Below are 22603 nucleotides of genomic sequence, written 5' to 3'. Positions count from 1 at the left end.
ATATCGCTCGAATAGCGCCGTCTGGGGACTCCCATTAGTTACGATTCGGCAGTATTTGCTACCGGCGGTTCGTCACCGATTCGAACCCTTGCCAGTACTCGGTGGGGACTACTCCTGATCGTTCGAGCACGCGCACGTAACCACACTCGGTTACGGGGGAGTGAGAACGACTAACAGGATAGGCGACGAAGTGAACAGCGAGGAGTTATCATGACTGAACTTGGCGGATTTCAGGACAACGTCGCCCGTATCGATCTCTCGGAGGGGTCAGTCGCGTACGAGTCGATCGACGAGGAGGACGCGAGGAAGTATATCGGCGCGCGCGGGCTCGGGGTAAAGTACGTCTTCGAACAGGGAGCGGACGTCGATCCGCTCGGGCCGGACAATCTGCTCGCGTTTATGAACGGGCCGCTGTCCGGCACGCAGGTGACGATGAGCGGCCGGATCGCCGTCTGTACGAAGTCGCCGCTGACCGGAACAGTCACCGACAGCCACCACGGCGGCTGGTCCGGCGCACGACTCAAGTGGGCCGGCTTCGACGGCCTGTTGTTCGAAGGGGAAGCCGACGATCCCGTCTACGCCGTCGTCGAGGATGGCGAGGTCGAACTGCGGGACGCCTCTCATCTCTGGGGTGAAGGGTTTCACGACACCCGCGACGCGCTCGAGGAGGAAGTAGACGGCTCCTACGGGAAGAACCTCAGCGTGATGGGGATCGGTCCGGGCGGCGAGAACGGCGTGAAGTACGCCTGTATCATGAACGAGGACGACCGGGCCTCCGGCCGCGGCGGGACGGGTTGTGTCATGGGGTCGAAGAACCTCAAGGCGGTCGTCGTCAAATCGACGACGAAGATGCCCCAGCCCGCGGATCAGGAGACGTTCAAAGAGGGCCATCAGCAGGCGATGCAGGCCATCACGGAGTCCGACGTCACCGCACCCAACGAGGGCGGCCTCTCGATGTACGGGACGAACGTCCTGATGAACATCGGCGAGGAGATGGACGGGTTGCCGACGAAGAACGGGCAGTACACCTCAACCGAAGCCATGCGCGACGCGGAGGGCGTCGACATCGACGCCGAGCGCGTCTCCGGGGAGAACGTCCGCGAGAACATCCTGGTCGACGAGCCGACCTGTCACTCCTGTCCGGTCGCCTGCAAGAAGGAAGTCGAAGTCCAGGCGATGCACAAGGGCGAGGAAATGAACGTCCGCACCGAGTCCTACGAGTACGAATCCGCCTACGCGCTCGGCCCGAACTCCGGTCACACCGACCGCGACGCCATCGCGCTCATGCTCGACCGCTGTAACGACATGGGTCTCGACACCATCGACGCGGGCAACATGATGGCGATGGCCATGGAGATGACCGAGGAGGGCAAACTCGAGGGCGTCGGCGAGTTAGACTGGGGCGACCACGAGACCATGATCGACATGATCGAACGGGTCGCCCGCCGCGAGGACGATCTCGCGGATCTGCTGGCCGAAGGGCCCCGCCGCGTCGCGGAGGCCAAAGACGCCCACGACAACTCGCTTGCGGTCAAGGGCCAGACAATCGCCGCCTACGATCCGCGTTGTATGAAGGGGATGGGCATCGGTTACGCCACCTCGAACCGCGGAGCCTGTCACCTTCGGGGGTACACCCCCGCCGCCGAGATTCTGGGCGTTCCCGAGAAGGTCGACCCCTACGAGTACGAGGGGAAGGGCGAACTCACCGCCCAGTTCCAGGATCTTCACGCCATCTCGGACAGCTTCGACATTTGCAAGTTCAACGCGTTCGCGGAGGGCATCGAGGAGTACGTACTCCAGTACAACGGCATGACCGGACTGGACGTCAGCGAAGAGGAACTGCTCGAGGCCGGCGAACGGATCTACAACTTAGAGCGCTACTACAACAACCTCGCCGGCTTCGACGGAAGCGACGACTCCCTGCCGGAACGGTTCCTCGAAGACGGCATCCGCGGTCAGGGTGCCAGCGAGGGCGAGTACTGCGAACTCGAGGAGATGAAGGCGGAGTACTACGATCACCGCGGCTGGGTCGACGGCGTCGTCCCCGACGAGAAACTCGAGGAACTCGAGATCGATCTCGGACCGGGAACGGGCGTCTCCGCCGGAGACTCCGCGGCTCCGGCCGACGACTGATCGTCGGTTCTCGGGCCGCTGTACCCGTACTGCTCTTTCGGACGCAATTTTCGGTTGAAATCGATCGTCGGCAAATACCTGGAGGCTACCTTAACTGCGAACGGTATGGGATTTGCAAACCAGTGGGAGGGGAGTAACGGGTACATGATTCGCCGTCGCTAGCGTTCGATTTCCGGGGCGTTGGCAGTTCGACCGATATCCTCGCGACGTTTCCGTGCCGCTCGAGACGGAGACTGATCGATGCCGGAAGGGTCGAACAAGAAGTGGTGCAGACGACCCGTCTGCAACGTGTGGTCCGCTACGACGTGGGCCGAGAGCGCACTCGAGTGGAGCGCGGAGAGACACTCACGTCGTGAGCTGTCGGCGGATCAGTCGTCGGCAACGGCGTAGGTGGCGCCGGATTCGGCCTCGGCGCTCGGCTTCGTCATCTCGATTTCGATGCCGCTATCGCAACAGACCGAGACGCGAACGTCGTCGAAGCACTTGCGGTACTCGGTCGCGTGCTTGCCTGAGGTGTTGATTCGGACTCGCTCTTCGACGAGGTCGGCCTCCGTCAGCTTCTCGACCTTCCGGTAGGCCGTCGACATCGGAATGTCACACTGCTCGGAGAGTTCCGTCGCAGTCAGCGATTCCTCGGTCGTTGCCTCGAGAATGGCCCGGCAGGCGTCGTCGTCCAGCGCACCGAGTACGGTCTGTGGGTCGGCTGGGTCGTCGTTTGCTGGCCATCCTCGCTTCGTAGTGGAGTTCGTAGCGGACATCGTCTTCACTCCATAGTAACGGGGGAGCCCCCTCCAATTGAGGCCCAATAAATACAGGGTGCTTTATATGGGGTGTGGAAAATCCGGCGCTCGAGTCGGTGTACGGCCAATATTTGGGAGGCGGTAACACGGGTCAAATGGTGGGCCGCACGCGATCAGACCCGAACCGTCGGACGACCGGCGACTGATCCGTCGGCGATCCCCTGCGGACACAGGGTTTAGGGGGCCTGAACTCACATCAATAGCTAATGGCTACGGGGATTCGCGCGGAGGTGAAGATCGACGACCCGGCTGGCTGCGTCGTGACGCAGGCCTCCGCGGCGGTCAGCGGCCGCGTCCAGTCGGTCTCGAGGAGCACGAACCCGGACGCGCCCGAGCGCGTCACCGAGGAGTTCATGCTCGAGGCCGACGAGTATCCCGATCCCGAGGAGTTCACTCTCGACGCGGACGTCGAACTCTCGCAGGTCTTCTCCTACGGCTCGAGCGAGGTGTACCGGTTCACTCGTGCGCTCGGTCACGGCTGTCCCTGCGAGTGTATCGAACGCCACGACTCGCCGGTGATCGACGTCCGAACGCAGGGGGCGGCGCTGTACCTGACCTTCCACGCATCGGATATGGAGAGCTTACAGGCGATCATCGGCGACCTGCAGGGCCGGTGCTCGAATCTCGACGTCCAGCGACTCCTCCAGTCACAGCAAGACCACGGCGAACAGAACCTCGTCTTCGTCGATCGGAGCACGCTCACCACTCGGCAGCTGGAGGTCCTCGAGACGGCCCATCGGATGGGGTACTTCGAGCATCCGAAGCGGGCGAACGCCGGCGAAGTTGCCGACGAACTCGGCATTACCGGAACGACCTTCACCGAGCATCTCGCGGCCGCACAGACGAAGCTGTTGGATGCGATCCTCGAGTACGATGACTCCTGAACGCGGTCGTCGCGACTCAGGCCACAAGAAAGCTTCGGGAACTACTGGTGGTCGGCGGTGAACCGCAACCCTATATATAGTGGACGCACAGCTATCAACGTAGACGACCCACGTTTCACACGAATCCACTCCCACCCCTCTCATGAGCAGATACGAATTTACCTGTCCGGAATGCGAACAAGCAATCGAAGTCAACGAGTCGATGCGTGACGCAACGTTGACACACGGCTGTCCGGTCTGTGGCGCCGACGTTACGGCCGCGGACTTCGCCGAGCAACAGGAACAACAAACGAACTGAGTGCTCGAGACGCGATGACTGTCCGTGTCCGTGCTCGCGTTACGCGTTACACCTCGCGGTCGATCTCCGTCCGCCGACCGCTGAGCGAGTCCGGCTCGAGTCGGTAGAGCTCGATATCTAGTTCGGCTTTCCCTTGTGCCCAGATTTCGAACAACGGTCGCTTCGCATCGCCGTACTGGGCGATCTGGCCCGGCGTCAACTCGGCTGGAGGGATGTTCTCGAGGGTGCCCGTGGCGATCACGCTCCGGTAGGCTGACTCCTGTTCGTCGTAGATGACGAGCCGTGCCGCCGGCGAGGACTCGAGGAACGCCCGTTTTTCGCTTTCCGGCGTCGACACCAGCCGCATATAGAACTCCCGCTCGCCGTCGTCGTAGCCGTACGAGATCGGGATCGCGTACGGGTCGTCGGTGCGTGCGAGCGACAGTACCCCCGTCTCGTGACGACCGAGAAAGTCATCTATCTCCGTATCGGTCATTTCGCTTTCCTGGTCGATAGCCATCGTCTCAGTGATTCGTGCAAGGAGGAACACGCTCTTTATAGTTGCCATCGACCGCCGGTACCGGTTCCCGCTCGCCGCGGGATCGGGACTCGATCTCGGCCTACTGACTCTCGTCGCCGTCACCGCCGCCGTCGCCACCGTCGCTCGTCCCGATACAGACTGGCTCCCGAATCTCGAGTGTCGTCTCGAACTCCGCCTCGCGATCGGTCCGACGGCCGATTCGCAGCAGTTGTTCCTCGTGTGCACGCCGGATCGCCGACAGCTCCCGGTCTGTCACGTCGAGCGCGAGGGCTTCCCAGTGACCCCACTCGACGGCGAACGCCTCGAGATCGTCGTCTTCGTACAGCCGTTCGTACTCGCGACGGTATCGCTCGAGGTCCGGTTCCAGCACTGCCTGGGCGCGTTCGACCAGGTCCGGCAGTCGAGTCGGCGGGACGCTCGCCTTCGCGGCCGTGAGCACGAGTACCTGTCCCTCGATCGGTTCGCTCGCCATTTATCCGCCCGCTCGCATCGCTTTCTGTGCGAACTTATCGACGAGGGACTCGAGGCTGTCGTCCGTATCGCTGTTCGTCTCTCCGCTCTCTCCTTCATCCTTGCCCTCACTCTCACCCTCTTCCTCGAAAACGATCGTCACCTCCGTCAGCGTCAGCGAAGGCCCGATCGCGACCGTCTCCGAGGAAAACGTCGCCGTCCAGTCTTCGCCCTCGACGGTGTCTTTGGCGATCCGTTCGCCACCCAGGTTCGTCAGGTATCGAACCACGAGCCGTTCGGAGATGCCGCGAAAGGAGCGCTCGATGCGCGTTGTCATAGCGTTAGTTGGAGTGCCACGCCGATAAAGTCGCCCATTGATACGGATTGCCGTAACTATGTACCGCCGATCACCGACCCCGGCTCTGGTGATCGGCGGTCATTGACCACAGTAAACCGTATGAACGGCGGTGACGACGAGCGCGCCCGTTCAGATGAGTGCTCTGAACGCCACGACGGCCGCGACGCCGGCGACCAGCGCGAGCAGGATGTTCTCGGTTCGCCACATCACGACTAACACGAGCCCGGCCGCGCCCCACTCGGCGGGGCCGCCGGCCGCGAGCTCCGGACCGAGGACGGCGATCACGATCGCGCCCGGCAAAACGTTGAGACCGGCCTCGAGTCGGTCGCTCAATTCGATTCGACGCACGACCCAGATCCCGCCGACTTTCGTCAGGACCGTGACGGCCGCCATCGCGAGGATGACGCCCACCACGAGCGGGTCGAGCGAGAGCGCGTTATCGATCATGGCGAATCACCTCGACGAGGGCCGCGGCCAGCCCGCCCAGCAGGATGTACCACCGGCCCGGGAGAAGGTCCGCGGCGACGACGCTCGTGCCGAGGGCGACGACCCAGGGAACCAGCGTCGAATGCCCCTCCCAGAGTTCCGCCGCGAGTGCGACGAAGACCGCGGCGAGAATGAAGTCGAAGCCATACTGGGTTGGATCACCGACCGATTCGCCGGCGAGGACGCCGAGTACCGTTGCACCGACCCAGAACACCCACATCGCGATCCCGCTCCCGAGCAGAAACGCGCCGCGGCCGCTCCCCGCTTTGAGGTCGCGCATCGTCAGCGCCCAGTTCTCGTCGGCCATGAAGAAGAGGCTCCCGTAGATCCGACTCGGCGAGAGTCGCCGAAACCAGGGCTGTAACGCCGCCCCCATCAGCGAGTAGCGCAGGTTGACCGCGAACGTCGTGAAGACGATCGCGGCGACCGGAAGCGGCTCCGCCCAGAGTTCAACGGCGATGATCTGGGACGCCCCGGCCAGGACGGTCGCGCTCATCAGCGCCGCCTCCGCCACGCTCAGCCCGGCCTGATTGGCGAGGACGCCGAACGCGACGCCGTAGCCGGCGACGCCGAACGCGACCGGGAGACAGGTGACGAACCCGGTCCGGATCCCGTCCCACTCGAAGGTCATGCGCTCCGCCTTCGGGTCTCGCTCTCCGCTTGTTCTTTCGCCGACTGCTTCGCTTACCGCCTCGCTCGGCTCTCGAGCACGTTTTTCGTTCGCTTCGGGATCTGCCACCATTTCGAAGCTCTCACTCACTCTCCGGCTACCGCCGCGTAAATCGTTCTCGAATCGATGGCGGCGTTCGCGCGGGCCGTTCGCAACACCACCCGAGCGTCGCGGGTACGAGAACACCACTCACAGTATCGGACACTCGCGGCGCTCACCGAAGGCCGAGCCGACTACCCGCCTGCAACCGGCGGGAACACCGACAACCGGTCGCCCGAATCGAGTTCCGTTTCGACGCCGGCCATATGGACCACGTCGCGGCCGTTCTTGAGCACGCTCAGTTGCGGCCTGATCGCGACGCCGTCCTCGCCGTCCTCGAGCAACTGTCCCTCGAGCCCGTCGTACTCGGCCTCGAGCGCGGCGAGAACGTTGCCGACCGTCGCGTCATCGTCGAACGCGTGCGTTCGGTCCTTCTCGCCGACGGCGTCGCGAAAGGTCGCGAAAAATCGCAAGTCGATCTCCATACACGATGCTTGTTGCGTGGTGGGATATACTGTTCGCTGTCCCGAACGGGCCTGTGTCGACGTCCCGAGCGGCTCGTCGTCCTCGACCGACGACCCGATCGATCAGGCCGCGGAGGCCGCCGGTGCGGACGTGTAGCTGACGGCGTCGATATCGGCGCGCTCGAGCGTGTCGTCGATCGTGTCGGCACCGACTTCGGCCGCCTCGTCCGCGTCTCCGGCGTCGACGATCACGGTGACCGCGAACTCGACGGCGATCGTGTACGGGTCGAACGGCCCCGAGGGGTGTTCGTAGATTTCCGCCTCGTCGATCGTCCAGTCCACCACCGTGCCGTCGGCTTCGAGGGACTCGAGCGTCGACGTGAAATCGGCCGTCGCGTCGTCGCAGGCGGTCGTGTCGCTGCCGCCCTGCAAGGTGACGAGCGCCGTTCCGTCCCGTGAAACTGCAAACTCCATACAGTCCCCTATCGACCGCGAGGATTTGAACGCTTGGGCTGTACGCACGCGATATCTCGGACGCCCGGATAGCGTGGCGTGAACTCACCGACCGCTACATATCCTGCAGCCGAATCCCGTCCTCGACGAGTCGCTGGTTTCGCTCCCGTTCGAGGCGGTCGCCGAGTTCGTCGTGGGCGTACAGCTGTGCGATCACGTCGGCGTAGAGGGTTCGCCACGCGATCGCGTAGATCGGGGACTGCCCCCACGCTCGCAGTTCGGGAACGAGGTCGTCGTAGGTCCCGTGGCGCTGTTCGAACCGATCGATCGCCTCGAGGACGCGACTCGCCGCCTCGCGGTCGTCCTCGGCGTCCTCGATCGCTCGGTTCAGGCGTTGCTCCCAGCCCGCAACCGCTTCCTGCATGTCCGCCGCGACGTTCTCCTCGTCGGCCGGCAGTCGATCGAGCACCGGTTTCGGTACGCCGAGTGAAATCTCGTCCATGAGTCGTGATAGATCGGGGACCGGCAAGAAACTACGGCTACGACGAACCCGCGCCCGCGCTCGGCACGCACGGAGGCGGACTGTCGGTCGTCTTGTTACCGCTCTCACCACTGAGATCGGAACTGAGTGTGGCTGTGTCTGCGACTAAGACTGGTATTAATACCGCGTTCGATACCGAAAAAAGACCGAACCGAAGACTGCTATCGTCGCCTACGGCCACAGCGCCGGCATTTCGACGCTGTCGAAGCCACGTCCACCGCCACGGCCACTCTCGAGCGTCTCCCGTCTCATACGGTTTACTGTAGTCAATGACCGCCGATCACCGACCCGTCCCTGGTGATCAGCGGTACATAGTTACAGCAATCCGTCTCAGGTCTCGTTACCGCTCGAGAGACGGCGACCGCTGCTCGGCGACGGCGTCGGTCTCGTCGTAGCGCAACTCGTCGCCTCGATCGTTCGCCGTGTCGAACCGGTCGAGCATCTCCGAGAGGTCGCTCGCCCGTTCCGCGAGCGCGGTCACGCTCTGTGTCACGTCGGTTAGCGACGCGGTCTGCTCTTCGGCGGCAGCGGACACGTTTCCGGCTTCCGCTGCCGACTCCTCGCTGCGACTCGCGACGTCGTCGAGCGCGGTGACGACCTGTTCCGTCGATGCGGCCTGGTCGTCGGTCGCCTCGGAGATCTCCCGGACGCCGTGGTTCGTGTCCTCGGCGTAGTCGGTGATCTCTTCGAGCGACTCGACGGCCGGCTCGACGGCTTCGGTCCCCTGCTCGACCTTGTCGCTCGTTCCCTCGACCACGGCGACGGACTCGTCGGTCTTCTCACGGATCGTCTCGATACGGGTCTCGATCTCCCCCGCCGCCTCCTTCGCGTCGGCGGACAGTTCCTTGATCTCCTGTGCGACCATGTCGAACCCGTCGGCCTCGCCGTCGGCGCCGGCTCGAGTCGCTTCGATACTGGCGTTGAGCGCCAGCAGGTTCGTCTGATCGGCGACGTCCGAAATCGCGTCGATGAGTTCGTCGATCTGTTCGACCTCGTCCTCGAGGGACTGGATCGTCTCGACGGCTCGTTCGGCCTCGGTCTCGACTTCGGACATCTCCTCGATCGCTTCTTCCGCGGCTTCTCGGCCCCGTTGGCTCGATTCGACGGTCTGCTCCGCGACGCCAACCACCTGGGACGCGGTCGATGCGATCTCTTCGGTGCTCGCCGAGAGATCGGACATCTCGGTTTCGACCGTCTGTAGTCGCTCGTTTTGCTGTTCGGTCGCATCCGAAATCTCCTGGACGGAATCGGCGACCTGTTCGCTGGCGCGTTGGACCTCCGTACTCGACGCTTTGACGTCCGAACTTTCCGTCGAAACGTCGTCCGCGAACTGTTTGACCCTCGAAACGGTCGTCTCGAGTTCCTCGAGCATCGCGTTGAACTCCTCGCCGATCTCCCGCATCTGCTCGTTGTCGGTATCGACGGTTGCTCGAACGGTGAGATCGCCGTCTGCGGCGGTTCGCATCGTCCGGCTGTACTGGTCGGCCGCCCGTTGCAGTTCGGCCATCACGTCGGCCATCCGCTCGCGTTCCGCCTCGGCTGCCTCCCGGGCCTCCTCGGCCTCCTGTTGTGCAGTTTCGGCCTCTTCCTGTGCGGTTTCGGCCTCCTCCTGTGCCGATTTCGCTTCGGTGATCTGGGCCTGGAGGGTGTCGCGCATCTCGTCGAACGCCCGATACAGTCGCCCGACTTCATCGACCCGATCCGTCGACAGATCGACGGTGAGATCGTTGTTCTCCATTCGCTCGGCGCGGTTCCGGAGATCTTTCAGCGGTGTCACCGTGTGTCGAGCGAGGAAGAACCCGCCGACGACGAGCGTGACGAGTCCGGTGCCGACGATCGAGAGCACGGTCCATCCGACCGCGTTGCTGGCGGCAAACGCCTGCTCGCCGGGCACGGTCGTCACGGCGACCCAGTCGTTGTCCGCGGTCGCGGCGTAGGCGGTCACCAGGTCGCCGTCGCGCTCGAACGCGGTTCCGTCGCGGACGCCCCCGAGGGCTTCGACCACTTCTTCATCCGGATTCCCACCGAGTTCGTCGCTTGCGAGCACCGTGTCGCCGTCCGTGTTGAGGATCATCGTTTCCTGGTCCTCGTGGAGCTGGCGAAGCCCGTCCACGCGGTACTCGATGGTTCCGACGACGACGGCGATCCGCGCCTCGTCACCTTCGATCGGACTGGCGAACGAGATCACCTGATCGTCGAACGTTCCGGCCCGGTAGGCCGTCGGCGAACTCCAGACGTCGTTTGCCGCCGTCAGATCGACGCCCGGCTCGATGTCGGTCCAGGGCTCGTCGACGCTCGAGAGCGATTGACTCCGGAGTTCGCCGTTGGTGCTGGTCAGTATCTCCCCGCCGTTCATGTCGACGATATGAATCGCCCTGACGTCGACCGGTAACTTGGCCTGGGTCTCGATCACGTGCGCTTCGGCGGTTTCGGCGTCGGTTCCGGATAGCGCGGTGGCCGAGGAGAGCGATCGGGTGTGAGACTCCATCGCGATCGTCCACTCGTTGATAGAATCCGCGTGCATCTCGACCGTCGCCGTCAGCTGTTGCTCGGCGTCGTTCTCGACGGTCCGTTCGGCGTCGACGTATCCGATCCCGCCCACGACGGAAAGCACGACGACGATGAGCAGGATCGAGATGACGAACTTCGCGCGGTAGCTCTCGCGGATTATCGACGGCACGATCGCCTGGGAGAGCTGAGTCAGGCCCGACGTTTCGGACGCAGGGGCGGATTCGGGATTCGTCTTCGACTCCGAACTCTGCCCGGTCATTCTGCGGCCCCCTCGGGAGTCCGCTCGTCGATAACGGCGATTCCACCACTATCGTACGTGAAGTATTCGTACGTAATCGAGCCGCCGTCGCCGTTCACGTCGAACTCGATTTCACCGGATGCACCGCGGTAGCGCACCGGGGCTCCCGTTGCGGCGATCTTGATCCCCTCGGCGAGCTCACCTGGCAGAACCTCCACGCCGTCGCCCGACGTCACGTTATTCATCTCCCCTCTGATAGCCGTCCCGTCGTTTTCCCCTGCGGCGGCGTTCGCCAGCAGGACGGTCGCCGTCGCATCGTAACAGTTCGCAGTGAACAGCGCGGGTTCGTCCCCGTACTCGTCGCGATAGAGCGTCGCAAACCTGTCTTGGCCCGGTCCGGTCGACGTCGGCGCCGTTCCGAACACGTTGTCGACGACCTCGCTTACCTCGTTCGGCAACGATTCGTCCTGTAACCCGTCGCTGATGAAGACGGTCTCGTCGCCCCGATGGTCGCCGTAATACTCCTGCAGTAGCTCGATACCGCTCTCGACGTAACTGATCACGAACAGAATGTCCGGGTCGTCCGCAAGTGCCTGACTCAGCGGCTCCGCGTACGACTCGCTTCCCGGCGTAAACGAAACCTGTCGCTGAATGTCGCCGCGGAAGGACGCCGAGAACGCGCCGGAGAGCTGCCGTCCGTAGTCGCCGGCGGTGTAGATCGTCGCCGCAGTTTCGGCATCGTGCTCCGTGGACGCGAGTTGCGCCGCGACGACCGCCTGCATCGAGTCGTCCGGCGCCGTTCGAAACGAGTACCCGCGGTCGTTGAGGATCGACATCGTCGGCGAGGTACTCGAGGGCGAACAGCTGACGACCTCCGCCGGAATCGTCGCCTGCTGTGTCATCTGGAGAGTCGCATCGGACGCCGCCGCCCCGATAATCGCCGGGTACTCCTCGTCGATCAACGTCGTTGCGGCGTCGACCGCTCCGCCCGGCGTGGTCCGGGAATCGGCGACCTCGTACTCGAAAGACAGGTCGAGACCGGACGCCTCGAGTTCGGTGACCGGCAACGCCGTCGCGTTCTGGAGCGGGTCGGCGATGAACGAGAGTTCACCCGTTAGCGGGAGGACGGCACCGTACCGAAAGGTTCGGTCCGAGAGGGCCGGTCGCGCGTCCTCGTCGTCGTTCAGTGCGCTGCTGAGACAGCCGGCCAGCGATGCGATTCCGGCTCCGGTCATCGCGGACAGACACCGCCGTCTGTCGATCATCGATGTCATTCGTGGCAGCCCCACTGATTTCTGACTGTACTCGAGCCTGACCAGTTGTCCATAGTGATGTATCTCACGTGAGACTTTTCAACATTCTGGCCAGCCGGCACTAATGACAGGAAGAGATGATATTCGGTGATCAGAGATGACTATTTGTGCTTTTCGGCCCATAGGACAATCATCTCCGGGAACTACTGATTGTGTGCACAGTTAACATTACCAATGTTTCTATGTCAGAGGTTTTCAGATACGGCCGAAAACTATACGTTTGTACGATCTGGCTCCTTACGGCCAGGTCGCCAGCATCACTTCGTCGACGAACTCCTCGTCGATACAGTACTGGCCTTCGTGGACGCCCTCGCGCTGCCAGCCGTTGGCCTCGAGAAACTCGATCGCGGCCTCGTTCGTCGTCGGGAGGTTCTGGTAGAGCTTCTGGTACCCGGCGTCGTCGGCCCATTCGAGGCCGTACTCGAGTAACGACGAGCCGATCCCCCGCCGGCGGAACTCCGGATCGACGCCGACGGTTACTTCGGCGGTGTGGCGAAGCGACGGGAGTTCGGGGGCGTCGACGTGGAGCCAGCCGGCGACCGTTCGGTTCGACGGCGAGCCGCGGCTCGTTGCGTCGCGGTCGTGGGTCGGTTCGGCGTCGCCCGTTACGGATTCGTCGTCGGCGTCAGTGTCGGCACCAGCGTCGGTTTCGGATTCAGACTCGAATGTCGCCACGAAAATCGCCCGCGAGTGTTCCTCGTTAGCCCGAACGAGCGCCGACTCTCGCTCGAGTTGCGTCGCGACGTTCTCGGCGATGATATAGGTTTCCTCGCCGGCGACTTCGCGCATGGTCTCGATGATGCCGGCCCGGTCTTCCTCCCGGGCTGGCCTGATGCTCGCGGTGCCGTCCTCGAGGTCGAGTTCGGTCGTCGTCGCCGCGAGGGAGACCCGAAGTTTTCCGTTCGTCTCGGTGAGATAGCCCTGGGTTTTCAGCGCGTCGAGACAGGACTCGAGGTCGTCCGTCGAGAGACACTCCGATTCGGTGTACGAGCCCGACCGAGCGGGTTTCGAGTGCGTCGGTCCCGAGTCGATTCGGATCGAGCGCGCCAACTCGCCGGGAGTGACAGCACCGTTTCGCTCGACGTACTCGTAGACGGTTCGTTGAATCTCGTCGTCGAACGAAAACGTCGGATGAACGCTCATACGACCATCGCCGCCGACGGACGACATAATTATGCTTCCCGTATCGTTCGTCGCCCGCATCCCAATCTGGAATTCCACGACTCCGCCGACCGTTTCGCGTCGGATTCGACGCCGAGCCGTCTGGCTAATTCGAGGTTGCACTCGAACTGAGGTGCGGCACTATCGGTCCCGTTGACGGTCCCGTTCACGTTTACCTTCGTCGATCGCCGCCGCGAGCAGCCCAGTTTCGATCAGCGTTTCGACCGCCGCGACATCCCTGTCGGGTCGTCGGTCTCCCGACAACGGCCGGGCGACCTCGCGAACCGTTTCGTAGGCGTCGCTCGTTCCGTTTCCGAGCTTCTCGTCCACGTACTCGGCGGCCTCCGCTCCGCAGAGGAGTTCCGTCGCGACGACCTGTCGGGCGCGCTCAAGCACCCGTTGTGCGTTCATCGCCGCCGTCGCGCTCATGCTCACGTGATCCTCCTGGCCGCCTGAGACGGGGATGTTGTCCGTCGCCGCGCGGCCGATACTTCGGCACTCGGTCACCAGCGAGGCGGCGGTGTACTGGGCGATCATCAACCCGGATTCGACGCCCGGATCGCCGGCGAGAAACGGCGGGAGGTGGGGCTCCTGGAGGTTGGGATTGACGATCCGGTCGATGCGCCGCTCGGAGACGGCGGCGAGATCGGTCAGCACTGCGACGAGGTAGTCGAGACGGTGTGCGAGCGGGGCTCCGTGGAAGTTCCCGCCGGAAACGACCGCGGCGCGATCCGTTCCGGAGGCGCGGTCGTCGAGATCGGCCCGGGGAAACACCAGCGGATTGTCGGTGACGCTGTTGAGTTCGACCGACACCGCCTCCCGGAGGTGGGAAACGGCGTCGCGAACGGCACCGTGAATCTGCGGGAGACACCGGATCGAGTACGCGTCCTGAACGCGGTCACAGTTGCGGTGTGATTCGACAACGTCGGACTCCGCGGTCAATCGGCGGACCGCGCGTGCACTCTCCGACTGGCCGCGATGCGGTCGGAGGTCGTGAACCGGTTCGGCGCAGGCGGCGGTCGTTCCCATCGTCACCTCCGTCGTGAGCGCGCCGGCGACGTCCGCTCCACGGCAGAGCCGCTCGGCGTCGACGACGAGTAGCGCACCGATCCCCAGGGTTAGCTGCGTTCCGTTGATGAGGGCGAGCCCTTCCTTCGCCCGCAACTCGACCGGTTCCAGTCCGACCGCCGCCAGCGCCTCTTCGCCGGAGAGCCGTTCGCTGGTTTCGTTCGCGGCGTCGTCGCTTCTGTCTCTGACGACGTCCGCATCCCCTTCTCCGATGAGCACGAGTGCGAGGTGGGCCAGCGGCGCGAGATCGCCGGACGCACCGAGGCTCCCCCGCGAGGGAACCACCGGAGTCACGCGCTCGTTGAGCAGATCGGCCAGCAATTCGACGACGGCGAGTCTGATCCCCGAATACCCCTTCAGGAGGGCGTTGATCCGGGTGACGATCATCGCGCGGACTTCTTCGCGGGAGAGCTCCCGCCCCGTCCCCGCGGCGTGGCTCCGGACGAGATTCGTCTGGAGGTCGGCGACCCTCGACTCCGGTACCTGCGTGTCGACGAGTTCGCCGAAGCCGGTGTTGACTCCGTAGACCGGATCGCCGGCCTTGAGGATGTCTTCGACCCGTTCTCTCGACTCACGAACGCGGGTGCGAGCGTCGTCGCCGATTTCGACCGACCGATCGTCCCGCGCGACGGCGACGACCTCTTCGATCGTCAGCGAGTTTCCGTCTAGCGTGACCGTCATCGGTTCACCCCCGACCGGAAGGCGTACGCGCGGTCGCCGGCGATGAACGCGTGTTCGACGACCGAGTCCCCGAATCGGTAGGGGACGTGCGCGTGCGACGGTGCGTCGAGGACGAGCAAATCGCCGGGTCCGCCTTCGCGAAGCGTCCCGGAGTCGCTGGGAACCGCGTCGATTCGCGGGCGGTCCGCACCAAGGGCGACGCCGCCGCCGTAGGTGCTGGCTCGGATCGCCTCCGCCGGCGACAGCCCCATGCCGACGCAGGCGAGCGTCGCCGCGAACTCCATCCCCGGCGCGTAACAGTTCGGATTGAAATCAGTCGCGATAGCGATCTCGCTGCCTGCCGCGAGGAACCGTCGCGGCTCCGCGTAGGCCGTCCCCAGCGCGAACGCCGTGCCCGGCAAGAGCGTCGGCGCAACGCCGGCGTCGGCCAGCGCCGCCGCGTCTTCGTCGGTCGCTTGCAGCAGGTGATCCGCACTGACGGCGTTCAGGTCGGCGGCGAGTTGACTGCCGCCGAGACGGGCGAACTCTTCGGCGTGGATCTTCGGCTCGAGTCCGTGTTCACGACCCGCCTTGAGCAGGCGCCGCGAGTCCGCCACCGAGAACACGTCTTCCTCGCAGAACACGTCACAGAAGACGGCGAGCTCGGCGACTACCGGCAACTGCTCTTCGATCACGCGGTCGACGTAATCGGCGGTTGTCTCCGCTTCCCCCGGAACCGCGTGTGCGCCCATGAACGTGGGCACGAGTCGGACGGGATGTTCGTCGTCAGCCCGGTCGACGACTTCGAGCAGTTTGCGCTCGGTTTCGGCGTCCAGACCGTACCCCGATTTCACCTCGACCGTTGTCGCGCCGCTCGCCAGCATCGTATCGAGGCGCTCGAGCAGGTTCTCGAGGAGGGTCTCCTTGCTCGCGTTTCGAGTCGCCCGAACCGTTCGGAGGATTCCGCCGCCCTCCGCAAGAATCTCCTGGTATGGCTTGCCGCGGAGTTTGGCGGCGAACTCGTCGGACCGGTCGCCCGCGAAGACGGCGTGGGTGTGGCTGTCGACGAACCCCGGCAACACGGTCTTACCGCTCGCATCGATCGCGTCGGCCGCGTTCTCCGGCGGATACTCGCGGACGACCTCTTCTGTCGGCCCGACTGCGACGACTTCGCCGTCCGCGACCGCGACCGCCCCGTCCTCGATGCGCTCGAGCACGGCGTCCGGATCCGCGGGAGCGTCGTCGCCGCCGGGATGGTCGCCGCCCTCGCCCGTCGTCCCCGACGCCGGCCCGGTGATGAGTTCGGCTGCGCCGTAGACGACGGTATCGGCGTCGGTCATCGCGGCTCACCTCCGGCGGCCGCGCCGGGCTCAGTTCCGGCCGCCATCCCCGACAGCGCGTGGGCGACGACCCTGGCCGCCGCGTCGACCGTTTTTCCGCCCTCGTCCAGCGGCGGTGCACACTCGACGACTTCCACGCCGGCGAGGCGGTCGTGGCCCGCGAGGTCGCGGACGAACCGGAACAGTTCACGCGGCGTGAGTCCGCCCGGCGTCGGCGCGCTCACCCCGGGAGCGTGGGCCGCGTCGAGGACGTCACAGTCGATACTGAGGTAGACCGAGTCGACTTCGGCGACGGATTCTCGAGCGCGGCGAATCGCCTCCTCGAGATTCGAACCGACCGCTTCCGCCGTGATGATCGTTCCACCCTGCTCATCGAGGTACTCCGCGTAGGCGGTCGAGGTCTCGAAGTGGCGCGCGCCGACGCACGTGTAGGTGGCTAAGCCGGACTCGAGCAGTTCGCGGTACGGCGTCCCGCTGGTCGGCGTCCCCCGTCGCTCACGGACGTCGAGGTGGGCGTCAAGGTTGATCACGGCCGCGTCCGCGTCGTCGCGGTCTACGAGCGGTCCCACGTTCGGGACCGTCAGCGAGTTGTCGCCGCCGAGGAAGACCGGCGTCGCGGCCGAGTCGTGGACGGTTCGGGCGACCGCCGAGACCGCCTCGCGCACGGATTCGAGATCGGGAGTCGACGCCCGTACGTCCCCGTAGTCGCCGAGAGCGGCGATCGGCCCGCTCTCGAAGTGGTGGGTTTTCACGCCGGCGAGCGCCTCGCGGATGGCCGCCGGCCCGTCGCTGGCCCCTTTGCGTCCGATGACGGCCCCGTCGAACGGTTCACCGACGAAGACGGCGTCGAACGCGTCCAGATCGCTCGCGTCCGCCGGCTCGACGATATCCGCGACCGTCTCATCGTTCGGATCGCTCGAGGGAGACTCCCAGACGGAGTGTGATGGTCGCGTCATCGCTCTTCCATCGGAACGTGGACGTTTGACTCGGCCGCTTCCTCGAGGGCTTCCTCGTAGCCGGCGTCGGCGTGGCGAACGACGCCCATTCCGGGATCGGTCGTGAACACGCGTCGCGCCTTCTCGGCGGCCAGCTCCGACCCGTCGAGGACGACGTGGTTGTTCGCGTGCAGGGAGTTCCCGATCCCGACGCCGCCGCCGTCGTGGACGCTCACGATGTCAGACCCCGCGGAGGCGTTGAGCAGCGCGTTGAGGATGGGCCAGTCGGCGACGGCGCCCGAGCCGTCTTTCATGGCTTCGGTCTCCCGATTCGGGCTGGCGACGCTACCGGCGTCGAGGTGGTCGCGCGTGACGACGACCGGCGCTGTCAGTTCGCCGCTCGCCACGAGTTCGTTGATCCGCAGCGCGAACCTCGCCCGTTCGGTCAGCCCGTCGGGGTCGTCGCCGGACTGGTAGCCGAGCCAGCAGACGCGGCTGGGAAGCCCCTGAAACGACACTCGCTCCTGTGCGAGGTCGATCCACCGATGGAGGTGGTCTTTCGCCGGGAACAGGTTCTTGACGGCCTCGTCGGTTCGGTGGATATCCGCTTCCTCGCCGGAGAGGGCAACCCAGCGGAAGGGGCCCTTTCCGCGACAGAACAGCGGCCGAATGTACGCCGGGACGAATCCCGGGAAGTCGAACGCGTTCGCTACGTCTCGGTGTTCCTGTACCTGTCCGCGGATGTTGTTCCCGTACTCGAAGGCGACCGCGCCGGCATCCTGCAGCTCGAGGATCCCCTCGACGTGGCGTTCCATGGTCTCGAGACTTTCCTCGACGTACCGTTCCGGATCGTCTTCGCGCAACGCGTCGGCCTCCGAGACGGTGTACCCCGACGGATAGTAGCCCTCGAGTTCGTCGTGGGCGCTCGTCTGATCGGTCACCACGTCGGGGACGAACTCCCGTTCTCGGAGCCCGTCGAACATGTCCGCCGCGTTCATGTGAAGGGCGATAGAGAGCGGTTCGTCCGCGTCTGCGGCCTTTCGTGCCAGTTCGATGGCCTCGTCGAGGTCGTCGGTCTTCGTCATGCAGTAGTCGGTCTCGATCCGCCGGTCGATTCGGCCTTCGTCGACTTCAGCCGCGATGCAGACGCCGTTGTTCATCGTCACGGCGAGGGGCTGTGCACCGCCCATCCCGCCGAGTCCGGCCGTCACGGTGATCGTTCCCCGAAGCCCGTCCCGGTCGGGGAAGTGCTGTCTGGCCGCTTCGGCGAGCGTCTCGAACGTCCCCTGAATGATCCCCTGCGTTCCGATGTAGGCCCACGAGCCGGCGGTCATCTGGCCGTACATGATGAGCCCCTTCGCCTCGAGTTCGTGGAAGTGGTCCCAGTCGTCCCACTTTCCGACGAGGTTAGAGTTCGCGATGAGCACCCGCGGTGCGCGTTCGTGGGTCCTGAACCGTCCGACCGGTTTCCCGGACTGGATGAGTACCGTCTCGTCGTCCTCGAGCGAGCGGAGTTCGTCGAGGATCGCGTCGTAAGCGTCCCAGCTTCGGGCCGCTCGCCCCGTCCCGCCGTACACGACGAGGTCCTCCGGTCGTTCGCCCACCTCGGGATCGAGGTTGTTGTTCAGCATCCGGAGCGCGGCCTCCTGCCGCCAGCCGTTGCACTCGATATCCGTTCCGGTCGGCGCACCCTGGTACTCGAGCCACTGTGCAGATGGGGACCCGATTCCCTGTTCGGTGTCGCCCGTCGATTGCTGTTTCTCCATGCGTCTGCATACCATTCCCAAGAGTGATAATCGGGATGCTCCCTTTGGAAATCCCTTTAAGTAATCTGGCGAGGATGGGCTCCACATGTATAAGGCCGTGTTCCGCATCGAGAGCGATAGTCCGTACGCGAGTTCGACCGCCGGAACCGATACCGGCATCGAACTCTGGTGTAACGACCACTGCGACCTGCTCCACATCACCGGCGAACACCAGGCAGACGTGGTGGATCGCGTCCGTTCCGAAGTTGGCGTCCACGAGCAGATCGAAAACGAGAGCGATCGAACCGTCATCACGGACGCCTGTCTCAGACACTACGCGGACGACGCGATCGAACCCCATCTCGCGGCCAACGACTGTCTGCTCTTGCCTCCGCTCCGATACGCGGACGGCGCCAAGATCGTTCGCGTTCTCGCACTCGATCCGGCGAATCTGACCGCGTTCTACAGCGACGTTTCGGCCGCCCACAGCGTCGTCGTCGAGTCGAAACAGGAACTGTCCACGATCAAATCGGAGACGCCGGTGCTTTCGGTGAACGCCATCTTGCCGACGCTCTCCGATCGCCAACGCGAGGTGTTCCTCCTCGCTCACGAGCGCGGTTACTACGAAATCCCGCGGGGAACGACAACCAGCGAACTCGCGGACGCGGTCGGCATCGGCCGCCGGACGACCGAACACCACCTGCGACGCGCCGAAGCGAAACTCGCCGACGCGTTCGCTGCGTATTTGTAGTCTGACTCGTTCTCGAGTAACCGTCGAACTCGGTCGGTTGCACACCTTTCTTGCGGTATGACGGTCACAGCGGCTCGGTTTGATGTTGTGTGATCGATGACGCTGAGCGGCGACTGAGGTGATTTGACTCTCGGATCTGGACGGTTGAGGGCACATTTAATATCGCACCATATGATTTATGTCCTGTTGCGGGGAGGGATGATCCCTCGACGAATCAGGCTCGAAACACCTCTCAACGGGCGACAAAACGCGTCTAAACGGAAATAGAGCGCATAGTCCCAACCGCAACGCGTTTCGGCCGATCGCATGTAACGCGATTGGGCGGGGACTGACGCTCAGTCGACGTTCGGGGTTTACCACAGACCGTCGCTACAGTCTCACTGGTATGGTCGGTTCGCTACTGCGGCGAAATCACCCTCGAAATGGAAAGTCACGTTCGTACTGATCCCCCATCCACAATCGACCGACCGTTCGCTCAACGGGGATACGGTGTATTGTTTTGTCCGACCAATCTCTCCGCCGTCGCCTCGAGTCACCGTCTCGGTCAGCGATGGGGTTCGATCAAACGGAAGGTCGTGGATGCTGAATCGGACCCCAAGCCCGGGGCCCGAACGGCCAGTCACATGCTGACCGCGGACGATTCGCTGGAGCGCACCGGATCCTGACTCGTAATCGATTGAATCAGTCGCACTCCGGTACTGCCTGGCACGATCTACTGGAAGTCAGTACCGACACATCCACAGCCTCGGTGGTTGGACCAGGACACCGGTTCAGCAATCCGTATGAACCGTCGCCGTCGCGTCGTCGTTCGCGCGCGTATGAAACAAACGGGATACCGACGACGATCTACTGATACCTCTCGTGGATCCCCGTTTGACTGCCTCGAGTCCGGGGGTCGATGGGCGCATCAACCGGTTTTACAGTCGTCGATCCAAACCAGTTACCGTGCGTTCTCCCAACCGTGCTCGGAATGTCTGCTTACCAGACGCGTTCGCGTCGTTCCGAATCGATCGAATCGCTACTCGACCCGCGGTGTTCTGCTATCGACAGCTGCGTGCCGGGACGACTGCTCGAAGATATCCACCGTCTCGAGTGCGAAGACACGAGCCGACGCAATATCGGTGATGGCGCTCGGGGCGAGAATTAGGACCTGCAGTTCCACGGTGAACACAGCGTGATCCGCTTGCGTTTATAGTAACAACTGGAACTGTTTACACACTATTCGCATCGCAGTCATGCGATCAGGTGTGCACTGACTTCCAGTGGCTACTATAGAACAGGGCAGCCGCCCCCCAATCCGAGACCGTCTCTCGAGTTTCGGAACCTAATTTCCGATACCGCTTCCTCCGCTCTGACGGTGCGTTCCACTACTGCTCTTCTGGATCGGCAGACATCGCTCCGTTGTCAGCCTTCGGTTCTGCTCGAACTGAACGAAAACTGGCGATATAAATCACATAGTGCGATACAAAATCTCCTTTCGGAAGTATCGGAACCGGGACGCCGTCGTTTAAGATGCTCTCCGTCTAACCGAGATGGTGTGATCGTCGACGAGCGCGTCTTGCGCGAGGATTTCGTGCCCAGCGAGGTGGTCCACCGCCACGACGAGGTGAACCTCCTCTCGGAAACGCTCGAACCGCTGCTGGACGACCGGCGGGCGGATCCGGCCTTCTGCTTCGGGCCGACCGGCGTCGGTAAGACCTGTATCGCCCGCTACACGCTCGCCCAGTTGCGCGAACAGAACCCCGACGTTCGGGTCGCCTACGTCAACTGCTGGCAGGAGTACACTCGGTTTCGAGTCCTCTACAGCGTTCTCGAGGCAGTCGGGCGAACGGCCGATATTCATCGTTCGTCCCCGAAAGACGAGTTGTTCGATCGACTGCGCGAGACGGACGACCGGCCGGTCGTCGCCATTCTGGACGAAGTCGACCAGTTAGAGGAGACGGCCGCACTGTACGACCTCTACCGGCTGGGTCACATCTCGCTTATCCTGATCGCCAACCGCGAGGAGGAACTGTTCGCGAGCTTCGACGACCGGGTCCGCTCGCGCCTTCGGGCGGGAACCCGCGTTCGGTTCGACCGCTACGGCACCGACGAACTCGTCGCGATACTCGCCGAACGGGCGGACAAAGCCCTCGAGCCGGAAGCCGTCTCCGACGATCAGCTCCGACGGATCGCCGACGCGGCATCGGGCGACGCGCGGGTCGGAATCGGAATCCTTCGGTCGGCCGCCAGACGAGGGACACAGCAGGGCCGCGAGTCGGTATCCGACGCGGGACTCGAGGCGGCGATTCCGGACGCCCGAACGGCGATCCGGCGCAAGACCGTCGAGGGACTGATCGAACATCAGCGGGTGCTGTACGATATTATCGCGGATGGGGGCGAGATCGAACCGGGGGAGCTCTACGACGCGTACGAAACGCGGGTCGACGATCCGAAGACCAACCGAATGCTGCGGAACTACCTGACGAAGATGGTCCACTACGACCTCATCGAGGCCGTCGGCGAGCGCCGCGGGCGGACGTACCGGGTCGTCGACGACGAGGCGGTCGATTACGGGTAGGGCGTCCGGGTACCGATTGTTCTTCGGCGAGGAGCGATCGCCGTCTATAACGGTCTCTGAGTCGGTTCAATCCCAATCTCACGGCGGGATCGCGGTTCGGAGCCCAAAGGGTGAGAACCGCGGGCGGTGCGATACGGTGTACAAATAGTTCCAGCTGTTGTTATATCGTGTTGATAGAATCGCCAAATCCCCATCGAGCAGTCCGATCCGGAATCGGTCGCTGTC

At 63.9% G+C, this 22603-nt stretch carries 21 protein-coding genes; 5 read left to right on the top strand and 16 right to left on the bottom strand.

The annotated features are described in order from the left end of the window. Positions 1-210 precede the first annotated feature (210 nt). Positions 211-2133, top strand: coding sequence for an aldehyde ferredoxin oxidoreductase family protein (locus GS429_RS16160; RefSeq protein ID WP_160066373.1), 1923 nt, complete (start codon positions 211-213; stop codon positions 2131-2133). Positions 2134-2501: 368 nt separating this feature from the next. On the opposite strand, the gene GS429_RS16155 is transcribed toward GS429_RS16160, so the two are convergent. Next, complete coding sequence (locus GS429_RS16155) at positions 2502-2891, bottom strand: winged helix-turn-helix domain-containing protein (protein WP_160066372.1); 390 nt, start codon at positions 2889-2891, stop codon at positions 2502-2504. 248 nt (positions 2892-3139) lie between these two features. Here GS429_RS16155 and GS429_RS16150 point away from each other — a divergent pair, with 248 nt between their 5' ends. Then, positions 3140-3817: a helix-turn-helix domain-containing protein gene (locus GS429_RS16150; protein ID WP_160066371.1), complete on the top strand. Its 678-nt coding sequence runs from the start codon at positions 3140-3142 to the stop codon at positions 3815-3817. Positions 3818-3959: 142 nt separating this feature from the next. Further along, the gene (locus tag GS429_RS16145; protein WP_160066370.1) at positions 3960-4115 is read left to right on the top strand and encodes a DUF7560 family zinc ribbon protein; all 156 of its coding nucleotides are present in this window, start codon (positions 3960-3962) and stop codon (positions 4113-4115) included. Between the two features lie 46 nt (positions 4116-4161). On the opposite strand, the gene GS429_RS16140 is transcribed toward GS429_RS16145, so the two are convergent. The 15 genes from GS429_RS16140 to hutU form a co-directional block, all read right to left on the bottom strand. Then, a complete protein-coding gene (locus GS429_RS16140; RefSeq protein WP_160066369.1) occupies positions 4162-4614 on the bottom strand; it encodes a pyridoxamine 5'-phosphate oxidase family protein in 453 nt (150 codons plus the stop codon). Positions 4615-4714: 100 nt separating this feature from the next. Continuing rightward, positions 4715-5107 (bottom strand): DUF8048 family protein, encoded by a 393-nt coding sequence (locus GS429_RS16135; RefSeq protein WP_160066368.1) that lies wholly within the window; start codon positions 5105-5107, stop codon positions 4715-4717. Continuing rightward, a complete protein-coding gene (locus GS429_RS16130) occupies positions 5108-5422 on the bottom strand; it encodes a MoaD-like domain-containing protein (RefSeq protein ID WP_160066367.1) in 315 nt (104 codons plus the stop codon). It lies immediately after the preceding gene. A 150-nt stretch (positions 5423-5572) separates the two neighbouring features. Continuing rightward, entirely contained in the window at positions 5573-5890 is a 318-nt protein-coding gene (locus tag GS429_RS16125) for an AzlD family protein (protein ID WP_160066366.1), read from the bottom strand. Next, positions 5880-6671 carry an AzlC family ABC transporter permease gene (locus GS429_RS16120; protein WP_160066496.1) on the bottom strand — a complete coding sequence of 264 codons (792 nt, stop codon included), beginning with the start codon at positions 6669-6671 and terminating at the stop codon, positions 5880-5882. The genes GS429_RS16125 and GS429_RS16120 overlap by 11 nt, the downstream gene beginning before the upstream one ends. A 161-nt stretch (positions 6672-6832) precedes the next feature. Then, positions 6833-7123, bottom strand: coding sequence for a ubiquitin-like small modifier protein 1 (locus tag GS429_RS16115; protein WP_160066365.1), 291 nt, complete (start codon positions 7121-7123; stop codon positions 6833-6835). Positions 7124-7225: 102 nt separating this feature from the next. After that, positions 7226-7576, bottom strand: a complete 351-nt coding sequence (locus tag GS429_RS16110) for a hypothetical protein (protein ID WP_160066364.1) — start codon at positions 7574-7576, stop codon at positions 7226-7228. A 94-nt stretch (positions 7577-7670) separates the two neighbouring features. Then, positions 7671-8057: a DUF7971 family protein gene (locus GS429_RS16105; protein WP_160066363.1), complete on the bottom strand. Its 387-nt coding sequence runs from the start codon at positions 8055-8057 to the stop codon at positions 7671-7673. Positions 8058-8436: 379 nt separating this feature from the next. Further along, a complete protein-coding gene (locus GS429_RS16100) occupies positions 8437-10866 on the bottom strand; it encodes a methyl-accepting chemotaxis protein (protein WP_160066362.1) in 2430 nt (809 codons plus the stop codon). Next, positions 10863-12119 (bottom strand): ABC transporter substrate-binding protein, encoded by a 1257-nt coding sequence (locus GS429_RS16095; protein WP_160066361.1) that lies wholly within the window; start codon positions 12117-12119, stop codon positions 10863-10865. Before GS429_RS16095 ends, GS429_RS16100 begins: the two co-directional genes overlap by 4 nt. A gap of 276 nt (positions 12120-12395) precedes the next feature. Then, positions 12396-13301, bottom strand: a complete 906-nt coding sequence (locus GS429_RS16090) for a GNAT family N-acetyltransferase (RefSeq protein WP_160066360.1) — start codon at positions 13299-13301, stop codon at positions 12396-12398. Positions 13302-13460: 159 nt separating this feature from the next. Further along, entirely contained in the window at positions 13461-15068 is a 1608-nt protein-coding gene (gene hutH / locus GS429_RS16085) for a histidine ammonia-lyase (protein WP_160066359.1), read from the bottom strand. Further along, complete coding sequence (hutI, locus tag GS429_RS16080) at positions 15065-16387, bottom strand: imidazolonepropionase (protein WP_160066358.1); 1323 nt, start codon at positions 16385-16387, stop codon at positions 15065-15067. Before hutI ends, hutH begins: the two co-directional genes overlap by 4 nt. Beyond that, positions 16384-17343, bottom strand: a complete 960-nt coding sequence (gene hutG, locus GS429_RS16075; protein ID WP_160066357.1) for a formimidoylglutamase — start codon at positions 17341-17343, stop codon at positions 16384-16386. The genes hutI and hutG overlap by 4 nt, the downstream gene beginning before the upstream one ends. After that, positions 17340-19088: a urocanate hydratase gene (hutU, locus tag GS429_RS16070; protein WP_160066356.1), complete on the bottom strand. Its 1749-nt coding sequence runs from the start codon at positions 19086-19088 to the stop codon at positions 17340-17342. The genes hutG and hutU overlap by 4 nt, the downstream gene beginning before the upstream one ends. Positions 19089-19173: 85 nt before the next feature. Here hutU and GS429_RS16065 point away from each other — a divergent pair, with 85 nt between their 5' ends. After that, positions 19174-19818: a helix-turn-helix domain-containing protein gene (locus GS429_RS16065; protein ID WP_160066355.1), complete on the top strand. Its 645-nt coding sequence runs from the start codon at positions 19174-19176 to the stop codon at positions 19816-19818. A gap of 1537 nt (positions 19819-21355) precedes the next feature. Next, positions 21356-22378 (top strand): Cdc6/Cdc18 family protein, encoded by a 1023-nt coding sequence (locus tag GS429_RS16060; RefSeq protein ID WP_328821437.1) that lies wholly within the window; start codon positions 21356-21358, stop codon positions 22376-22378. The last annotated feature ends 225 nt before the right edge of the window (positions 22379-22603 follow it).

The organism is Natronorubrum halalkaliphilum (assembly GCF_009834785.1).
GTDB classification, from domain to species: Archaea; Halobacteriota; Halobacteria; order Halobacteriales; family Natrialbaceae; genus Natronorubrum; species Natronorubrum halalkaliphilum.
The sequence above is the reverse complement of the archived record's forward strand: the minus strand, read 5'-3'. Positions and strand labels throughout refer to the sequence as shown.

What these genes read in the sequence shown, in the direction of transcription:
- GS429_RS16160 (WP_160066373.1), top strand. Translation starts at nt 211, where the DNA reads ATGACTGAACTTGGCGGATTTCAGGACAACGTCGCCCGTATCGATCTC.
- GS429_RS16155 (WP_160066372.1), bottom strand. Translation starts at nt 2,891, where the DNA reads ATGTCCGCTACGAACTCCACTACGAAGCGAGGATGGCCAGCAAACGAC.
- GS429_RS16150 (WP_160066371.1), top strand. Translation starts at nt 3,140, where the DNA reads ATGGCTACGGGGATTCGCGCGGAGGTGAAGATCGACGACCCGGCTGGC.
- GS429_RS16145 (WP_160066370.1), top strand. Translation starts at nt 3,960, where the DNA reads ATGAGCAGATACGAATTTACCTGTCCGGAATGCGAACAAGCAATCGAA.
- GS429_RS16140 (WP_160066369.1), bottom strand. Translation starts at nt 4,614, where the DNA reads ATGGCTATCGACCAGGAAAGCGAAATGACCGATACGGAGATAGATGAC.
- GS429_RS16135 (WP_160066368.1), bottom strand. Translation starts at nt 5,107, where the DNA reads ATGGCGAGCGAACCGATCGAGGGACAGGTACTCGTGCTCACGGCCGCG.
- GS429_RS16130 (WP_160066367.1), bottom strand. Translation starts at nt 5,422, where the DNA reads ATGACAACGCGCATCGAGCGCTCCTTTCGCGGCATCTCCGAACGGCTC.
- GS429_RS16125 (WP_160066366.1), bottom strand. Translation starts at nt 5,890, where the DNA reads ATGATCGATAACGCGCTCTCGCTCGACCCGCTCGTGGTGGGCGTCATC.
- GS429_RS16120 (WP_160066496.1), bottom strand. Translation starts at nt 6,671, where the DNA reads ATGGTGGCAGATCCCGAAGCGAACGAAAAACGTGCTCGAGAGCCGAGC.
- GS429_RS16115 (WP_160066365.1), bottom strand. Translation starts at nt 7,123, where the DNA reads ATGGAGATCGACTTGCGATTTTTCGCGACCTTTCGCGACGCCGTCGGC.
- GS429_RS16110 (WP_160066364.1), bottom strand. Translation starts at nt 7,576, where the DNA reads ATGGAGTTTGCAGTTTCACGGGACGGAACGGCGCTCGTCACCTTGCAG.
- GS429_RS16105 (WP_160066363.1), bottom strand. Translation starts at nt 8,057, where the DNA reads ATGGACGAGATTTCACTCGGCGTACCGAAACCGGTGCTCGATCGACTG.
- GS429_RS16100 (WP_160066362.1), bottom strand. Translation starts at nt 10,866, where the DNA reads ATGACCGGGCAGAGTTCGGAGTCGAAGACGAATCCCGAATCCGCCCCT.
- GS429_RS16095 (WP_160066361.1), bottom strand. Translation starts at nt 12,119, where the DNA reads ATGACATCGATGATCGACAGACGGCGGTGTCTGTCCGCGATGACCGGA.
- GS429_RS16090 (WP_160066360.1), bottom strand. Translation starts at nt 13,301, where the DNA reads ATGAGCGTTCATCCGACGTTTTCGTTCGACGACGAGATTCAACGAACC.
- hutH (WP_160066359.1), bottom strand. Translation starts at nt 15,068, where the DNA reads ATGACGGTCACGCTAGACGGAAACTCGCTGACGATCGAAGAGGTCGTC.
- hutI (WP_160066358.1), bottom strand. Translation starts at nt 16,387, where the DNA reads ATGACCGACGCCGATACCGTCGTCTACGGCGCAGCCGAACTCATCACC.
- hutG (WP_160066357.1), bottom strand. Translation starts at nt 17,343, where the DNA reads ATGACGCGACCATCACACTCCGTCTGGGAGTCTCCCTCGAGCGATCCG.
- hutU (WP_160066356.1), bottom strand. Translation starts at nt 19,088, where the DNA reads ATGGAGAAACAGCAATCGACGGGCGACACCGAACAGGGAATCGGGTCC.
- GS429_RS16065 (WP_160066355.1), top strand. Translation starts at nt 19,174, where the DNA reads ATGTATAAGGCCGTGTTCCGCATCGAGAGCGATAGTCCGTACGCGAGT.